We start from the raw sequence: 15,727 nt of genomic DNA on the forward strand, positions 1-15,727 counted from the left end.
CCTATGCCCCTGATTTCGCTTTCCTTCGTGCGCCGGAGGATGCAGCGCTTTTGCCTGCTGCTCATTCCCCTGGCGCTCCTGGGCACGCTGCCAACCGCCTGGGCCGACAACCCGGACACCGCGACGGACGGCAACCTGCCCTTGAACAAGCTGCTGGCGATGCGCAACAGCCTGCCGCGCAAAACCCTCAAAGTGGCCCGCATCGTGCCGCCCGACCGGCCTCTGGAGAGCGCCGGCAATCAGGTCCTGAAGTCGATCTCCGATGACTACCTGAAGCTGATCGGCGAACAACTGGACCTGCACTTTCAGAGTGTCGAGGTACCCTCGCCCCAGGCCGCCGTGGAGGCTCTGTTGGAGCACCGGGTCGATTTGCTGGCCCGGGCCACCGAGTTCGAAGAAGCCAACCCGAACCTGCGCCTGAGCCTGCCCTACCTGCGCAACCAGCCGATCATCGTCGGCCGCACCAACGACCAGAGCCTGCCCCTGGACCTGCAGAACAAGCAGGTGCTGGTGCTGGACAACTACCTGCAACCGGAGCAGGTCCGCCAGGCTTACCCCCAGGCGCTGATACGCAGCGTGCGCACCACGGCACTGGCCTTCGAACAAGTGGCCCAGGGCGAGGCCGATGCCTTTATCGGCGATCAGTTCCGCGCCAACCTGTATCTGCAGGCACGCCCGGACCTGGCCCTGCACAACAAGTTTTCCGCACACCTGCCCACCACCGGTTTCGCCTTTGCCGCGCGCCGCGACGAGCCCACCCTGCTGGCCCTGCTCAACCATGTGCTGCACAGCATTCCCGAGACACAGAAACTCAAGGTCCAACAGCACGCCAGCCACGGTCCCTTCCCCTATTCGCCCACCGATGCCTTCATGCTCAGCCCCCAGGAACTGGCGTGGCTGAAGGACCATCAGCAGATCAACCTGCTGGCCCAGGAAGCACCGCCGTACCTGTATCGCAACAACGACGGCGAGTGGGCAGGACTGAGCATCGACCTGCTGCAGACCCTGGCCAGCTCGTTTCGCCTGAAACTGAACATCCAGCCCAGCCTGTCCCGGGCCAACGATCTGGAACAGTTGAGCCAGGGCCAGGCCGATCTGACCAGCCGCACCCTGGGCATGGTCGACGGCGCGCGCGGCGTGCGTTTCAGCCAGCCCTATGGCACTCGCACCTGGACCTTCATCATCCGCACCGGCGACAGCTCTCCCAGTTCCCTGGAAGCCCTGGAAGGCCGCAAGCTTTCGCTGTCGCGCTATCACCCGCTGTATGACCATTTGCGCCTGCGCTACCCCAAGATCCAGCTGCTGCTCACCGAGAACTACCAGCAGTCCCTGGACCTGGTGCTGCAGCGCCGGGTAGACGCCACCCTGGACACCCCCAGCGCCAGCCAGACCCAACCCGGAGCGGGCCTGCAATACGGCCTGTCGATCAAGGCCACGCCCAGCCCCCATCAGTTCGCCGTGGCCGCAGGCTCCGGCGAATTGCTGAGCATCCTCAACAAGCTGCTGGACTCACTGTCGCGCACCCCGCAGAGCGATATCCAGGTGATCGCCGAACGCCCCCGGGACAACTTCTGGGAATGGGCGGCCGAACAGGCCTGGCACATCGGCATCGTGGCGCTGGTGATCTTCGTCCTGTCCCTGGTGTGGAACTGGCGACTGAAGATCCAGGTCAAGGAGCGGATCTGCGCCCAGACCCGGCTGCAGGACAAACTGGCGTTCCAGTTCTCCCTGCTCAACGGCCTGCCGACTCCGCTGTACGTGTGCGACCTGCACGGACGCTTGAGCACCTGCAACCGCGCCTACGAAGAGTTTTTCTCCACCGCCGAGGATCTGGTCCAGAACTGCCTGCCCACCGAACAGCCGAACATGCCGGCAGATTTCGCACAGATCCTGCAGGACGAACACCGGCAACTGCTGAACAACCACCGGCCGCGCTTTCTCGACACCAGCCTGGTGATCAAGGGCGAGCAGCGCTACCTGTATCAGTGGCTGGTGCCGTTCTACAACGCCCGGGGCCAGTTGCAGGGGCTGCTGGGGGGTTGGCTGGATATCTCCGAACGCAAGCACCTGGAGATCAAACTGCGTGAAGCCAAGCAGGTGGCACTCAAGGCCAGCGCCGCCAAGAGCGAGTTCCTGGCCTCCATGAGCCACGAACTGCGCACCCCGCTCAATGCCCTGGTGGGCCTGCTGGAGCTTGAAACCAGCGGCCGCAACACGCCCTCGCACAACCTGCGGGTGGCCCAACAATCGGCGACGTCGATGATCGACCTGATCGGCAACATCCTCGACCTGGACAAGATCGAGAGTGGCCTGATGCAACTGGCCCCGCACCCCACGGCACTGGAACCGCTTTTGACCAACAGCCTCGGCCTGTTCGCCGCCCAGGCCCGGGAAAAGAACCTGCAACTGCACTTCGACTACCAGGCCGACCGCCAGCGCCTGCACTGGATCGACTCCCTGCGCCTGCAGCAGATCTTCCACAACCTGATCAGCAACGCGCTGAAGTTCACTGACCACGGCAGCATTCAGGCCCGGGTCAAGGAAATCCCGCTGCGCGAAGGCGTGAGCCTGCTGACCCTGAGCGTCTGCGACACCGGCATCGGCATTCCCCAGGCCTTGCAGCCCCTGATCTTCGAGCCCTACCGCCAGGCCAGCGCCCGCACCGCACACCTGTACGGTGGCTCGGGCCTGGGCCTGAGCATCTGCAGCCAGCTGGCCCAGTTGATGGACGGCCACATCTGGCTGGAAAGCGAACCCGGCCAGGGCTGCTGCGTGCATGTGGAACTGCCCCTGAGCTGGCAGTTGCCCCTGGCGCCGTCACCCGAGCCGCTGACGCCACAACAGCAAGCCGCCGAATCGCTGCGGGTGCTGGTGGTGGACGACGTGTCCACCAATGGCCTGGTGCTGACCCTGCAACTGGCCCGCCTGGGCCATCAGGCCGAGCATGTGTGCAGCGGCGAGCAGGCCTTGCTGGCCCTGAGCGAATCGCCCTACGACGTGCTGATCAGCGACTGCAACATGCCGGACATGGACGGCTATGCCCTGACCCGTGCGGTGCGCGAAGACGAGCGGCGCCGGGGCACGCCAGCGCGCCTGATCATCGGCTACACCGCCAGCGCCCTGAGCAACGAGGCCACCCAGTGCTCCAACGCCGGGATGAACGATTTGATGATCAAGCCGGTGACCCTGGCGCGTCTGCGGGAAGTGCTCGGCAGCCATGCCCCGGCTGACGAGGATGTGGAGCACGAGCGCTCGTTCAACCTCGACCACCTGGACGAAGTGGGCAAGAACAGCTCGATCCTGCGCCGACGCATCCTTCTGGAACTGACCAAGAACCTGCAGCAGGAAATCGCCCAGTTGCGCGAAACCGATCTGACCGCGGCGCCCCAGACCATCGGCGACCTGAGTCATCGCCTGACGGGCGTGGCCTGCCTGATCGATGCCAGCGAAATGGCCGCGGCCTGCCATGGGCTGAGGCAGGTCAATGTCCAGCAGCCTGACGCCGTGCGCCGCTGCCAGGCCAGGCTGCTGGCGTCCATGGAACGCATCTTCGAACAGGCCAAGGCCGACCTGGCTGCCCTGCGTCAGCCCCTCAGGCCCTGGTCCCGGGGTATCGCCCGGGCGCCCCTGGTGCACTCTCGTACCCGTCCCATGTGAACCGACACTCACCCGTCCTACTCTGGCGCCTGCTTTCGGGGGGCGCCAGACAGGGATGCCAGACTCAACTTGAGCTCGTCCATCCTTCCCCACGATCGCCTGTTGAATCCAATAATTTCAAACTAAGGATCAATCGATGATCACGTTGCACCGAGCCCGTTCATTCCTCAAATTGCCTTTGGCCATGGCCATCGGCATGGCTTCGCTCGCGGCTCAACAAGCCAGCGCCCACGGCTACATCGAAAGCCCGAAAGCCCGTTCGTTCATGTGCAGTGCCGGTGGTGGCAACCAGAACGGCAACTGCGGCTCTGTCGCCTATGAACCGCAAAGCGTCGAGTACTTCGGCACGCCGGGTGGCGGCCGCGAGCACTTCCCGAGCAACGCCAAGGCCTGCACCGGCGACTTCCGCGTTTGCGGCCCGGCCGACGGCACCATTGCCGCCGGTGGCATGACCGGCTTTGCCAAGCTCAACGAACAGTCGAGCAGCCGCTGGACCAAGAACACCATCAAGCCGGGCCCGCAGACTTTCACCTGGAAGTACACCGCCGGCCACGCTACCCGTTACTGGCAGTTCTACATCACCAAGAAAGACTGGAACCCGAACCAACCGCTGACCCGCGACTCGTTCGAAATGACCCCGTTGCTGGATGAAAAATGGAACGGCAGCATGCCGGCCAAAGCCGGGCAGAACACCAAGCACGTGGTCAATATCCCGGCCGACCGCAGCGGTTATCACGTGATGCTGGCGACCTGGAAAGTGCATGACAACTCCAACACTTTCTACTCGGTGGTGGACCTGAACATCGACAACGCCAACGCGGTTGAATCGCAGTGGAGCGACATCGGCGCGGTCCAGCCCGAGCCGCTGAAAGTCGGCGACAAGGTCATGACCCGGGTGTTCACCAACAGCGAACAACAGGCCAAGCAAGTGGTGCTGAATATCGATTCGGCAGCACTGGCCAACGAAAACGTCTGGCCGTTCGAACTGGCGAAGAAGGTCAACGCCGCCAAACTCGGCTACCAGATGGGCTTGCTGGACGACAAGGATCAGATCGTGCCCAACCGTGGCAAGAACAGCATCTTCGTCAACAAGGGCAGCGACATCAGCAGCGTGATCATCGCCAAGGAACTGGCTAGCCAGCCGAGCGAGCTCAGCGTCACCGGCGTGCAGCCTGAATACACCGCGAAGAACGGCCAGGTCGACCTGCACTTCAACGCCATCGTCAAGGCCAGCGACCCGAAAGACGAATACACCGTCTACGCCAAGGTGTTCGACACCGCAGGCAAGACCCTGGCCTATGAACATGCACCGATCGGCAACCTGACCCCGCACTTCTCGATCTCGCTGAAAGACACCAAGGCCGGCAAATACGACCTGGTGGTGGTCTCCAGCTCGAAGAAAGGCGAGTTGATGCAGCAAACCGCACGCTTCACCGTGAAGGCTGAAGAGAACGTCGGTGGCGGCGAAACACCAGGCAACGGTGGTGACAAGCCGGGCAACGGCGGCGACAAGCCCGTTGAAGGCGGCAAGTACGACCACGTCTTCCCGCAAGGCTTGAGCGCCTACAAGGCCGGCACCCTGGTGCTGCAGCCCAAGGACGGCAAGACCTACAAGTGCAAACCGCACCCCTACAGCGGCTACTGCGTGCAGTGGAAAGCCGGCGCCACTCAGTACGAGCCGGGTACCGGCAGCCACTGGGGCATGGCCTGGGATCGCCAATAACCATTAAAGCGAAGGTTTGACCCTTGAGCGTGGCATGTGAATGCCACGCTTTTTTTTGCCCTCGGGCTCGGCATTAGCGGACGACTCTCGTACTCGTCCCATGGGACCGCTCTGCCCCGCCACGTAGCCTGTCTCTGCTCTCGGGGATGCGTCGGCACGGAGGCCAGCCGCCCCATCGGTCGGACCCCATCCGCACCCCCGGGACCTTTTGTATCCATTTCTAATTGCTCAAGGCTTTCTCGATGATCAACTCCACCCGAGCCCGCTCGTTCCTCAAACTGCCTCTGGTCCTGGCCATGGGCGCTGCCGGTCTTGCCGCTCAACAAGCGTCCGCCCACGGTTACATTGAATCCCCTAAAGCTCGCTCCTTCATGTGCAGCAGCAATGGCGGTCAACTCAACGCCAACTGCGGCGCCATCACCTACGAACCGCAAAGCGCCGAGTACATCGGTCGTCCGGGCGGTGGTTTCTCGCACTTCCCAAGCAGCGCCCAAGCCTGTACCGGTGACTTCACCAAGTGCGGCCCAGCCGATGGCACCATCCCTGCCGGCGGCCTTGACCGCTTCGCCGAGATCAACGAGCAATCGGCCACTCGCTGGACCAAGACCACCGTCAAGCCGGGTCCGCAAACCTTCACCTGGAAGTACACCGCCGGTCACGCCACTCGCTACTGGCAGTTCTACATCACCAAAAAAGACTGGAACCCGAACCAGAAGCTGACCCGTGACTCCTTCGAGCTCAAGCCGCTGCTGGATCAGCCATGGCCAGCCCTGAACACCCCGGCCCCCGCCGGTGGCAAGACTCAGCACACCGTGAACATCCCGTCTGACCGCAGCGGCTACCACGTGCTGCTGGCCACCTGGAAAGTGCACGACACCGACGCCACCTTCTACAGCGTGGTCGACCTGAACATCGACAACGGCGCAGTGATTCCATCCTCCTGGTCCACCGTGGGCGCAGTTCAGCCTGAAGCACTGAGCATCGGCGACAAGGTCAAGACCCGCGTGTTCAACGCACAGGGCGAAGTGAACGCCAAGCAAGTCGTGCTGAACATCGATTCTGCCGAACTGGCCAAGGCCGACGTCTGGCCGCGCGAACTGGCCAAGAAGGTCAACGCCGCCAAGCAGGGCTACCAGATGGGCCTGCTCAACGACAAGGACGAAGTGGTGCCCAACTTCGGCAAGAACGACATCCTGGTCAAGAAAGGCAGCGACATCGTCAACGTGATGATCGACAAGGAACAGGCGGCCAAGCCGGGCGAGCTGGCCATCACCGGCATGCAGTCCGAATACACCTTGAAGGACGGCAAGGTCGACCTGCACTTCAACGCCATTGCCAAGGGCGGCGACTACACCGTGAAAGCCACCGTGTACAACGCCAAGAATGAAAGCGTGGCGTTCCAGCAGGCTCCGGCCGGCAACACCCCGCACTTCTCCATCCCGCTCACCGGTCAGAGCGCCGGCAAGTTTGACCTGATCGTGGTAGCCACCTCGAAGAAGGGCGACCTGCTGCAACAGACCGCCAGCTTCACCCTCAAGCAGGAAGAAAGCAGCGGCGGCGGCGAGAGCGGTGGCAAGTACGACCACGTGTTCCCACAGGGCCTGAGCACCTACAAAGCCGGCACCGTGGTCCTGCAGCCTAAAGACGGCAAGACCTACAAGTGCAACCCGTTCCCTTACAGCGGCTACTGCATTCAGTGGAACAGCGGTGCCACTGCATTCGAGCCGGGTGTAGGCGCCAACTGGCCGTCGGCCTGGACTCGCCAGTAAGTCACACCTTCGTCAACCCGAGCGTGGCGCCCCGGCGCCACGCTTCTTTTGCCAGTCATGCCCCCTATGCCTACTTGCAATTACTCCAGACCCCACGTGCTGCTGCACTGGACGTTCGCCTGCATCATCATCTGGGCGACTGTCAGCGGCTTCGGCAACGCCTTGCTTGACCTGCCAACCGTGATCGCCGATGGCATCAGCTTCGTCAATGTGTCCTTGACCTTCATGCTGATTCCCCTGTTCGGCCTGCGAATTCTCTGTGCCCTGGATCATCGTGAACCGGTGCACGCCAATCGAACCCTGCGCCTGCTGGCCAAATGCGGCCACCTGGCGCTCTACGTCGTGACCGGTTTTGTCCTGGTCACCGGCGTGCTGATGATGGAGCGACCGATCAACCTCTTCGGCGTGCTGTCTCTGGCTCAGCCCCTTCAAGAACCCCTGCTCACCGACTTCTTCAATGTGCTGCACAAGTACGCCTGTATGGCCCTGGCGCTGCTGGTGGCCGGGCATGTGGCGGCGGTGGCCGTGCATCATTGGCACGGTGAAAAACTCCTGCAGCGCATGTCCCTGTGAACGCCTTGCGCTTTTGCCCACGCGTCGCCCTGCGGGCCGGCGCGCTGCTATTGCTATTGAGCTGGCTGGGCTGGCTTGGCCGTGACAGCTGGCTGTGGCTGCAGAATCTGGAGCAGAGCGGCACCGCAGTGCCTGCCGAAGCCCCGGCCCCGGCCCATCAGCCACCCGACACCGCAGCCATTGCCCAACTGTTCGGCGTGCAGCCCCAGGAGGCCAGCGGCAACCAGCCACGGGTGCCCCTGACGCTGCTGGCGAGCCTGGTGGAAAGCCGCCCGGAACTGTCCCGGGCCTTGATCGAGTCCCCTGAAGGCAGCCGTTTCTACCGCATCGGCGAGCCCCTTCCCGGGGGCGGCAGCCTGCGTGAAATCGGCACCACCCAGGTTCGTGTCCAGCGCTATGGCGAGGACCAGGCCCTGTCCCTGGCCGGCCATGCCACCCCCTTGCTGATCCCGCTGCCCGCTGTCCGCGACGTGCCTTCGAGCACCGCGGCACGGGGCGAGCCCGACAGCCCTGTCCAACCTTCCTTGTGACCCCCCAAGACACCATGAAACGAGCATTTATCGCAGGTTCCCTGCTGGCCCTCGGCACGCTGATCGGCCCCCTTCACGCCACTGAAAAACTGCCCCTTGCGCAGCAGTGGACCTTGAACATGAAAGACGCGGAACTGCGCGATCTGGTCAACGAAGTCGGGCAGATCACCGGCAAGACGATGATTCTCGACCCACGCCTGAACGGCAAGGTGACGGTGCAGTCCAGCACCGCCATGGACCAGAAAGGCATCTATTCGCTGTTTCTCACCGCCCTGCGCAGCCAGGGATATGTGGCCATGGACCAGGGCGACCGGGTGCTGATCCTGCCGGTGGCCGAGGCCAAGACCAAGGCCCATGTCGAAGCCAGCGGAGCCAGTGAAGAGTTCGTGACCCAGGTCATCGAACTGCACAACGCCAATGCCAGCGAAGTGGCCGCCGCCGTGCGCCCGCTGGTGGCGGTGGATGCCTACATGGCGCCGTCCACCACCTCCAACGCGCTGATCGTTTCCGACAGCGCCAACAATGTGCAGCGGGTGCGCCAGGTAGTGGAAGAACTGGATAACGCCGGTGGCCGCCAGTTCAACATCCTGCAGCTCAAGCACGCCTGGGCCGGTGATGTGGCCAAGACCCTGACCGACAGCCTGACCGACAGCAACGGGGCCCAGACCAGCGCCAAGGCGATTGGCGATGCCCGCAGCAACCGCCTGATCCTGGTGGGCCCGGCGCCCATTCGCCAGCAAATGCAACGTCTGGCCCAGAGCCTCGACGTGCCGAACAACGCCGGCGAAAACGCCCGAGTGCGCCGCCTCAACCACAGCGACGCGAAGAAGCTCGAAGAGCTGCTCAGCGGCATCGGCAAGCGCCTGGAATCCGGCGGCCGCGGTGACGGCCAGAAGCAGGACAATCCGGTACTGGTGAGCGCCGACGAAAGCCAGAATGCCCTGGTGCTGATGGCCTCGCCGGCACAACTGGCGACCTTCGAAACCATCATCGACGAACTCGACCAGCCCCGCGCCCAGGTGCTGGTGGAAGCGGCCATCGTCGAAGTCAGTGGCGACATCAACCAGGCCCTCGGCGTGCAGTGGGCCGGAGGCCGGGGCAAATGGGGCGCGGCCAGCAACTTCAACAGCGCCGGCATGACCATCGGCACCCTGCTGGGCAACCTGGAGAGCGGCAAGAGCCCGACCCTGCCGGACGGCGCCGTGATTGGCATCGGCAGCAGCAACTTCGGCGCGCTGATCACCGCCCTGTCCAGCGACTCCAACAACAACCTGCTGTCCACCCCGAGCCTGCTGACCCTGGACAACGAGCAGGCGGAAATTCTCGTCGGCCAGAACGTCCCCTTCCAGACCGGCTCCTACACCACCGACACCGCCGGTGCCAGCAACCCCTTCACCACCGTGGAGCGCAAGGATGTGGGAATCACCCTCAAGGTCACCCCGCACATCAATGAAGGCAACTTCCTGCGCCTGAAAGTCGAACAGGAAAGCTCCGAGCTGGCCGCCGCGCCGCCGGGCATCAGCACCAGCGACGTGATCACCAACAAGCGCTCGGTCAAGAGCACCATTCTGGCCAACGACGGGCAGATCATCGTCCTTGGCGGCCTGATCAAGGACAACATCAAGGTCCAGGTGAGCAAGGTGCCGTTGCTGGGTGATATCCCTTGGGTCGGCAAGCTGTTCAGCAGCAGCAAGGAGGTCAACGAGAAGACCAACCTGATGGTGTTCCTGCGCCCGACCCTGCTGCGCAGCAGCGGCAACGCCGACAAGCTCAGCACCCAGAAGTACAACAACCTGCGCTCGCTGCGCACCCTGGACGGCAAGACCCGGGGCCAGTTGCCGCAGAACCCGCACCAGCTGTTCGATGCCAACAGTGACGGCGATCAGGGCCTGATCGACATGCGGGCGACCGAGGCCGCGCAGCAACCATGATCACGCCTATCGAAAGTCCGCGCCTGGCCTTTGCCTATGCCCGGCGCCATGGCGTGGTCCTGGAGCATCAGGCCCAGGGCGCCGTGCTCTATTGCCGGGTCAATACGCCCTGGTCGGTGATCGCCGAGGTGCGCCGCTTCAACGGCGCGCCCCTGCGCAGTGAAGTGCTCGACGAACAGGCCTTCGCCGAGCGCCTGGCGGCCCACTATCGCGACGGCCAGGACGGGGCCAAGCAGGTGGCCGATGGCCTGGGGGAGCAGTTCGACGAAGAGTTCGATCTCTGCAGCCTGGCCGACCAGTTGCCGAAAACCACCGACCTGATGGAACAGGAAGACGACGCGCCGATCATCCGCCTGATCAACGCGATCCTCAGCGAGGCGGTCAAGAGCAAGGCCTCCGACGTGCACCTGGAGGCCTTCGAGGAACATCTGTCGGTGCGCCTGCGGGTCGACGGCCTGCTGCGTGAAGTGCTGCGCCCGCGGCGCGAACTGGCGACCCTGCTGGTGTCGCGGATCAAGGTCATGGCCAAGCTCGACATCGCCGAAAAGCGCATCCCCCAGGACGGGCGCATTGCCCTGCGCATTGCCGGGCACGAGGTGGATGTGCGGGTCTCGACCCTGCCCTCCAGCCACGGCGAACGGGTGGTGATGCGCCTGCTGGACAAGCAGGCCGGGCGCCTGGACCTGGGCCACCTGGGGATGAACCCGCAGGTACGCCAGCGCCTGGAACACGCCCTGCACAAACCCCACGGCATCCTCCTGGTCACCGGCCCCACCGGTTCCGGCAAGACCACCACCCTGTACGCCGGGTTGGCCAGCCTCAACAGCCTGGAGCGCAATATCCTCACCATCGAGGACCCGGTGGAATACCACCTCACCGGCATCGGCCAGACCCAGGTCAACGCCAAGGTCGACATGACCTTCGCCCGGGGCCTGCGAGCCATCCTGCGCCAGGACCCGGACGTGGTGATGGTGGGCGAGATCCGTGACCGCGAGACCGCGGAAATCGCCGTCCAGGCCTCCCTCACCGGGCACCTGGTGCTCTCGACCCTGCACACCAACAGTGCCATCGGCGCGGTGACTCGCCTGGTGGACATGGGCATCGAGCCGTTCCTGCTCTGCACCTCCTTGCTCGGCGTCCTGGCCCAGCGCCTGGTGCGCCTGCTGTGCCCCGAATGCAAGGAGCCCCATGACGCCGACCCGGCAGCCTGCGAACGCCTGGGCCTGAACCCCGCTGGCGCACCGCTGCTGTACCGCCCGGTGGGTTGCCCGAGCTGCCAGCAGTCGGGTTATCGCGGTCGCCGGGGGATCTACGAGCTGGTGCTGTTCGACGACACCCTGCGCCAGTTGATCCACACCGGCGCCGGTGAATATGAACTGCTGAATCACGCCCGCCAGCACAGCCCCAGCCTGTTCGACGACGGCCAGGCCATGGTGCTGCAAGGGCTGACCAGCCTGGAAGAGTTGCTGCGGGTTACCCAGAAGGACTGAAGATGGCCGCCTACGAATACCTGGCCATGTGCGCCGCCGGGAAAAAAACCAGCGGCGTGCTGGAAGCCGACAGCCCGCGGCAGGCGCGGCAGATGCTGCGCGAACGGCAACTGATCGCCCTGAAGCTCAGCGCCAGCCAAGGCAAGCGCAGCAGTGGCGCCGGCAGCGCCAAAGTCTCCGGTGGCGGCTTGAGCAGCGCCGAACTGGCGCTGCTGACCCGCCAGTTGGCCACCCTGGTACAGGCCTCGCTGCCCCTGGAAGAAGTGCTGGCCGCCGTGGCCGCGCAGTGTGAAAAGCAGCGCCTGAAAAGCATGCTGCTGGCCATACGTGGCCGAGTCCTGGAGGGCTACAGCCTGGCGGTGGCCCTGGGCGGCTACCCCAAGGCCTTTCCCGATCTGTACCGGGCCACGGTGGCCGCCGGCGAACGCTCCGGACACCTGGATCAGGTACTGATGAACCTCGCCGACTACACCGAGGCCAGCCAGGCGGCGCGCCAGCAGATTCAGTTGGCCATGCTCTACCCCAGCATCCTCATGGTGGCGGCCATCAGCATCGTCGGTTTTCTCCTGGGCTTCGTGGTGCCGGACGTGATCAAGGTGTTCATCGACAGCGGCCAGGAGCTGCCGCTGCTGACTCGCGGCCTGATCGCCAGCAGCGCCGTGCTGCGCGATTACGGCCTGCTGTTGCTGATCCTGATCGGCGTCGGGATCACCGCAGGACGGGCCGCGTTGCGCAAGCCGGGCAACCGTGAACGCTGGCACGCCCTGGTGCTGCGCCTGCCGGTGATCGGCGGCCTGGTCAGGGCCAGCAACTGCACGCGTTTTGTCAGCACCCTGGCGATTCTCGGACGCAGTGGCGTACCGCTGCTGGACGCCCTGGCGATTGCCAGTGAAGTGGTGGCCAACCAGAAAATTCGTACCGGTCTGAAAGACATCGTCCGAGGCGTGCGCGAAGGTATCAGCCTGACCCGAGCGCTGGAGCTCAACGGCAGTTTCCCGCCGATGATGCTCTACATGATCGCCAGCGGTGAACGCTCCGGCGAGCTGGACAGCATGCTCGAACGCGCCTCCCAGCAGCAGGAACAACAACTGGCCAACCGCATTGCCTTGCTGGTGGGCCTGTTCGAGCCGGCGATGCTGGTGTTCATGGGCGCCTCGGTGCTGGTCATCGTGCTGGCGATCCTGATGCCGATCCTCAGCCTGAACCAATTGATTACCTGAATCTGGAAAGCCCCCAACGTGTACACAGCTAAAAAACAACGTGGTTTCACCCTGATCGAAATCATGGTGGTGGTCGTGATCCTCGGCGTCCTTGCCGCCCTGGTGGTGCCGCAGATCATGAGCCGGCCCGACCAGGCCAAGGCCTCCGCCGCGCAAAGCGATATCAAGGCCATCGCCATGGCCCTGGACATCTACAAGCTCGACAACCACCAGTACCCCAGCAGCCAGCAAGGCCTGCAGGCCTTGGTGAGCAAGCCCAGCGGCGCGCCAGCGGCCCGTAACTGGAACCCCGACGGTTACCTCAAGCGCCTGCCGATCGATCCTTGGGGCACCCACTACCAGTACCGGGTTCCGGGCACTCGGGGCGGCGTCTACGACCTGTTCTCCTTCGGTGCCGACGGCAAGATCGGCGGCGAAGGCCTGAACGCGGAAATCGGCAACTGGGACCGTTGACCGGTGCAGCGACGCCACGCCCGGGGCTTCACCCTGCTGGAATTGTTGGTGGTGATCCTGTTGATTGCTCTGACTGCCGGCCTGGTGGGCCTGGTCAATCCCGACTCCGGCCCGCGCCAGGCACGCCAGGAAGCCCAGCGCCTGCAAGCGCTGCTGCAGTTGCTGCGCCAGGAAGCGGTGCTCAGCTACAACGACTACGGTCTGCGCATCGAATCTGACGGCTATAGCGTGCTGCGCCTGGACGCCCGTGGACGCTGGGTGGCGGACCCTGAATTGCGCCCCCACCGCCTGCCCGACAAGTTGCGCCTGCGCCTGGAAGTGGCCGAAGCCGGGGCTGCCCTGGGCAGCGGGCACCAGCGCGATGGCCTGCCGCAACTGCTGGTGCTCTCCAGTGATGAAACCAGCGCCTACACCTTGTGGGTCGAATACCGTAATCAGCCGCTGGTGAGTCTTTCCAGCGACGGCATACAGGATGCGCAACTTGATACCCAGGACTGATCGGGGCTTCACCCTGCTGGAGGTGATGGTGGCCCTGGCGATTTTCGCCACCTTATCCATCGCCCTGTTCAGTGCGGTGCAGCATATCGCCGTGAACAGCGCCAACCTCGCCGAACGCACCCAGGCCTTGTGGATCGCCGACAACCGCATGAATGAGCTGCGCACCGCAATGCAGCAACCGTCCATGCGCTCTACGCAAGAACGCATCGAATTCGGCGGCCGCAGTTGGTGGCTGTCGAGTGACGTCGAGGCCGCGCCGGATACCCGCTTGCTGAAGATCGAACTGCGGGTTTCCGCCGAATCCAGCCCGCAGCGCGCCCGCCAGTACAGCCGCGCGCGGCTGCTTGGCTACATTGAGGCACGCCCATGAAGCAACGGGGTTTCACCCTGCTGGAGGTGGTCGTGGCCATCGCCATCTTCAGCCTGCTGGGCCTGGCCACCTATCAGTTGCTCGACCGGGTACTGCGCAGCGACCAGCGCATCGGCTTGCATGAGCAGCAACTGCGGGACCTGCAACGGGCCATGAGTCTGTTCGAGCGGGATCTGGTCCAGGCCCGTCGCCAGCCCCTGACCGATGATCCCAGCCACAGCCAGGCACTGATCAGCCAGCCCGACGGTATCCGCCTGGTGCGTGGCGGTTGGAACAACCCGCTGGACTATGCCCGTAGCGACCTGCTGCAGGTCAGCCACCGCTGGCAGGACGGCGTCTGGCTGCGGGAAACCCGCGCCCTGTCGCAAGCCATTGCCGAGCCCGGAGCCCAGGAGCGCCCCGTCGGCCCCACCCGCCAACAGCAGCAACTGCTGAGCGGCGTGCAACTGACCCGGTTGCGCTTTATCGACGCCCAGGGCCAGGCCCACGAACATTGGCCAGTGGGCACCGAGAGCCTGAGCCTGCCGGCGGCACTGGAGATCGAACTGGATGCCCCGGGCTATCCCCAGGTGCGCCGGGTAATCCTGTTGCCCGGCGGCCTCGATAGCGAAGAGGAACCCGGCCATGACTAGCCCGGCCCGGCAGCGAGGCGTGGCCCTGCTCAGCGTGTTGCTGATCACCGCCCTGGTGACCCTGGTGGTGAGCAACATGCTGGCTCGGCAACGGCTGAACCTGCACAGCAGTAGCAATCTGCTGCAACAGCAACAGCTGTGGAATCTGGCCTTGAGCGGTGAAAGTTGGGCCCGCCAGCAACTGCTGGAAGACGCCCGCAGTGAAGGCGGCCTGCTGGTGACCCACCTGGGCCAGCACTGGGCACAACCGGCGCCGCTGTTCGAAATCGACGGCGGGCGCATCCACATTCAGTTGGAGGACCTCGGTGCCCGGCTCAACCTCAACAGCCTGCGTCAGGGCAACGACCTGAATCTGCGGGCGCGCTACCAGCGCCTGCTGGCCCAGCAAGGCATCAGGGCCCATGACCCGGCGCTGCTGATCGGCCAGAACAATCGCGACGGCATGCCGCTGCCCTTGAGCGACCTCAGTGAACTGCGGCAACTGCCCCAGGTGGACAGCCAGGTCCTGCAACAGCTCGAACCCCTGGTAGGCGCCTTCGGCAACAGTGCAATCAACGTCAACACCACCCGCGCCGAGGTGCTGGCCAGTATCGAGGGCATCGACCTGCCCACCGCCCGTACCCTGGCCAGCTCACGTCCGGCCAAGGGCTACCCCGACGTGGCGGCCTTTCTCTCCAATCCCATGCTCCAGGGGCGGGATATCAGCCCCCGGGGACTGGGGGTCAGCAGCCGGCAATTTCGCGCCACCATCGACGTCGAACAGGGCCTGCGCCGACTGCGGCTGGTCAGCGACCTGCGAGTAATGGATGCCGAGAACGTCCGGGTCCAGCAGCGCACGCTGCTGCCCAGCCCACCTCCTGATCAATCGAAAACCGAGTAAA

General features: G+C 64.3%; 13 protein-coding genes. All 13 read left to right on the plus strand.

The genetic code is table 11. The features are described from left to right. Positions 1-3: 3 nt before the first annotated feature. Complete coding sequence (locus FW796_RS17860) at positions 4-3,657, plus strand: ATP-binding protein (protein ID WP_446439689.1); 3,654 nt, start codon at positions 4-6, stop codon at positions 3,655-3,657. A 136-nt stretch (positions 3,658-3,793) separates the two neighbouring features. Further along, the gene (locus tag FW796_RS17865) at positions 3,794-5,380 is read left to right on the plus strand and encodes a lytic polysaccharide monooxygenase (RefSeq protein WP_346635244.1); all 1,587 of its coding nucleotides are present in this window, start codon (positions 3,794-3,796) and stop codon (positions 5,378-5,380) included. Positions 5,381-5,622: 242 nt separating this feature from the next. Next, positions 5,623-7,149, plus strand: coding sequence for an N-acetylglucosamine-binding protein GbpA (gene gbpA / locus FW796_RS17870; RefSeq protein ID WP_346635243.1), 1,527 nt, complete (start codon positions 5,623-5,625; stop codon positions 7,147-7,149). A gap of 66 nt (positions 7,150-7,215) precedes the next feature. Beyond that, on the plus strand, positions 7,216-7,722 hold the full coding sequence (locus tag FW796_RS17875; protein ID WP_404937255.1) for a cytochrome b: 507 nt from the start codon (positions 7,216-7,218) through the stop codon (positions 7,720-7,722). Continuing rightward, a complete protein-coding gene (locus FW796_RS17880) occupies positions 7,719-8,252 on the plus strand; it encodes a type II secretion system protein N (protein WP_446439690.1) in 534 nt (177 codons plus the stop codon). Before FW796_RS17875 ends, FW796_RS17880 begins: the two co-directional genes overlap by 4 nt. Positions 8,253-8,266: 14 nt before the next feature. Next, the gene (gspD, locus tag FW796_RS17885) at positions 8,267-10,183 is read left to right on the plus strand and encodes a type II secretion system secretin GspD (protein ID WP_446439691.1); all 1,917 of its coding nucleotides are present in this window, start codon (positions 8,267-8,269) and stop codon (positions 10,181-10,183) included. Then, positions 10,180-11,673 (plus strand): type II secretion system ATPase GspE, encoded by a 1,494-nt coding sequence (gene gspE, locus FW796_RS17890; RefSeq protein ID WP_446439692.1) that lies wholly within the window; start codon positions 10,180-10,182, stop codon positions 11,671-11,673. The genes gspD and gspE overlap by 4 nt, the downstream gene beginning before the upstream one ends. Positions 11,674-11,675: 2 nt before the next feature. Beyond that, positions 11,676-12,893, plus strand: coding sequence for a type II secretion system inner membrane protein GspF (gene gspF / locus FW796_RS17895; RefSeq protein WP_446439693.1), 1,218 nt, complete (start codon positions 11,676-11,678; stop codon positions 12,891-12,893). 18 nt (positions 12,894-12,911) lie between these two features. After that, entirely contained in the window at positions 12,912-13,346 is a 435-nt protein-coding gene (gspG, locus tag FW796_RS17900; protein WP_446439694.1) for a type II secretion system major pseudopilin GspG, read from the plus strand. Between the two features lie 3 nt (positions 13,347-13,349). Beyond that, positions 13,350-13,844 carry a type II secretion system minor pseudopilin GspH gene (gene gspH, locus FW796_RS17905; protein ID WP_446439695.1) on the plus strand — a complete coding sequence of 165 codons (495 nt, stop codon included), beginning with the start codon at positions 13,350-13,352 and terminating at the stop codon, positions 13,842-13,844. Then, entirely contained in the window at positions 13,819-14,214 is a 396-nt protein-coding gene (gspI, locus tag FW796_RS17910) for a type II secretion system minor pseudopilin GspI (protein ID WP_404937257.1), read from the plus strand. Before gspH ends, gspI begins: the two co-directional genes overlap by 26 nt. Continuing rightward, positions 14,211-14,846, plus strand: a complete 636-nt coding sequence (gene gspJ / locus FW796_RS17915) for a type II secretion system minor pseudopilin GspJ (protein ID WP_446439696.1) — start codon at positions 14,211-14,213, stop codon at positions 14,844-14,846. Before gspI ends, gspJ begins: the two co-directional genes overlap by 4 nt. Continuing rightward, on the plus strand, positions 14,839-15,726 hold the full coding sequence (gspK, locus tag FW796_RS17920) for a type II secretion system minor pseudopilin GspK (protein ID WP_346635233.1): 888 nt from the start codon (positions 14,839-14,841) through the stop codon (positions 15,724-15,726). The genes gspJ and gspK overlap by 8 nt, the downstream gene beginning before the upstream one ends. Position 15,727: the final 1 nt, after the last annotated feature.

The sequence above is a fragment of the Pseudomonas sp. 910_21 genome (genome assembly GCF_052850735.1).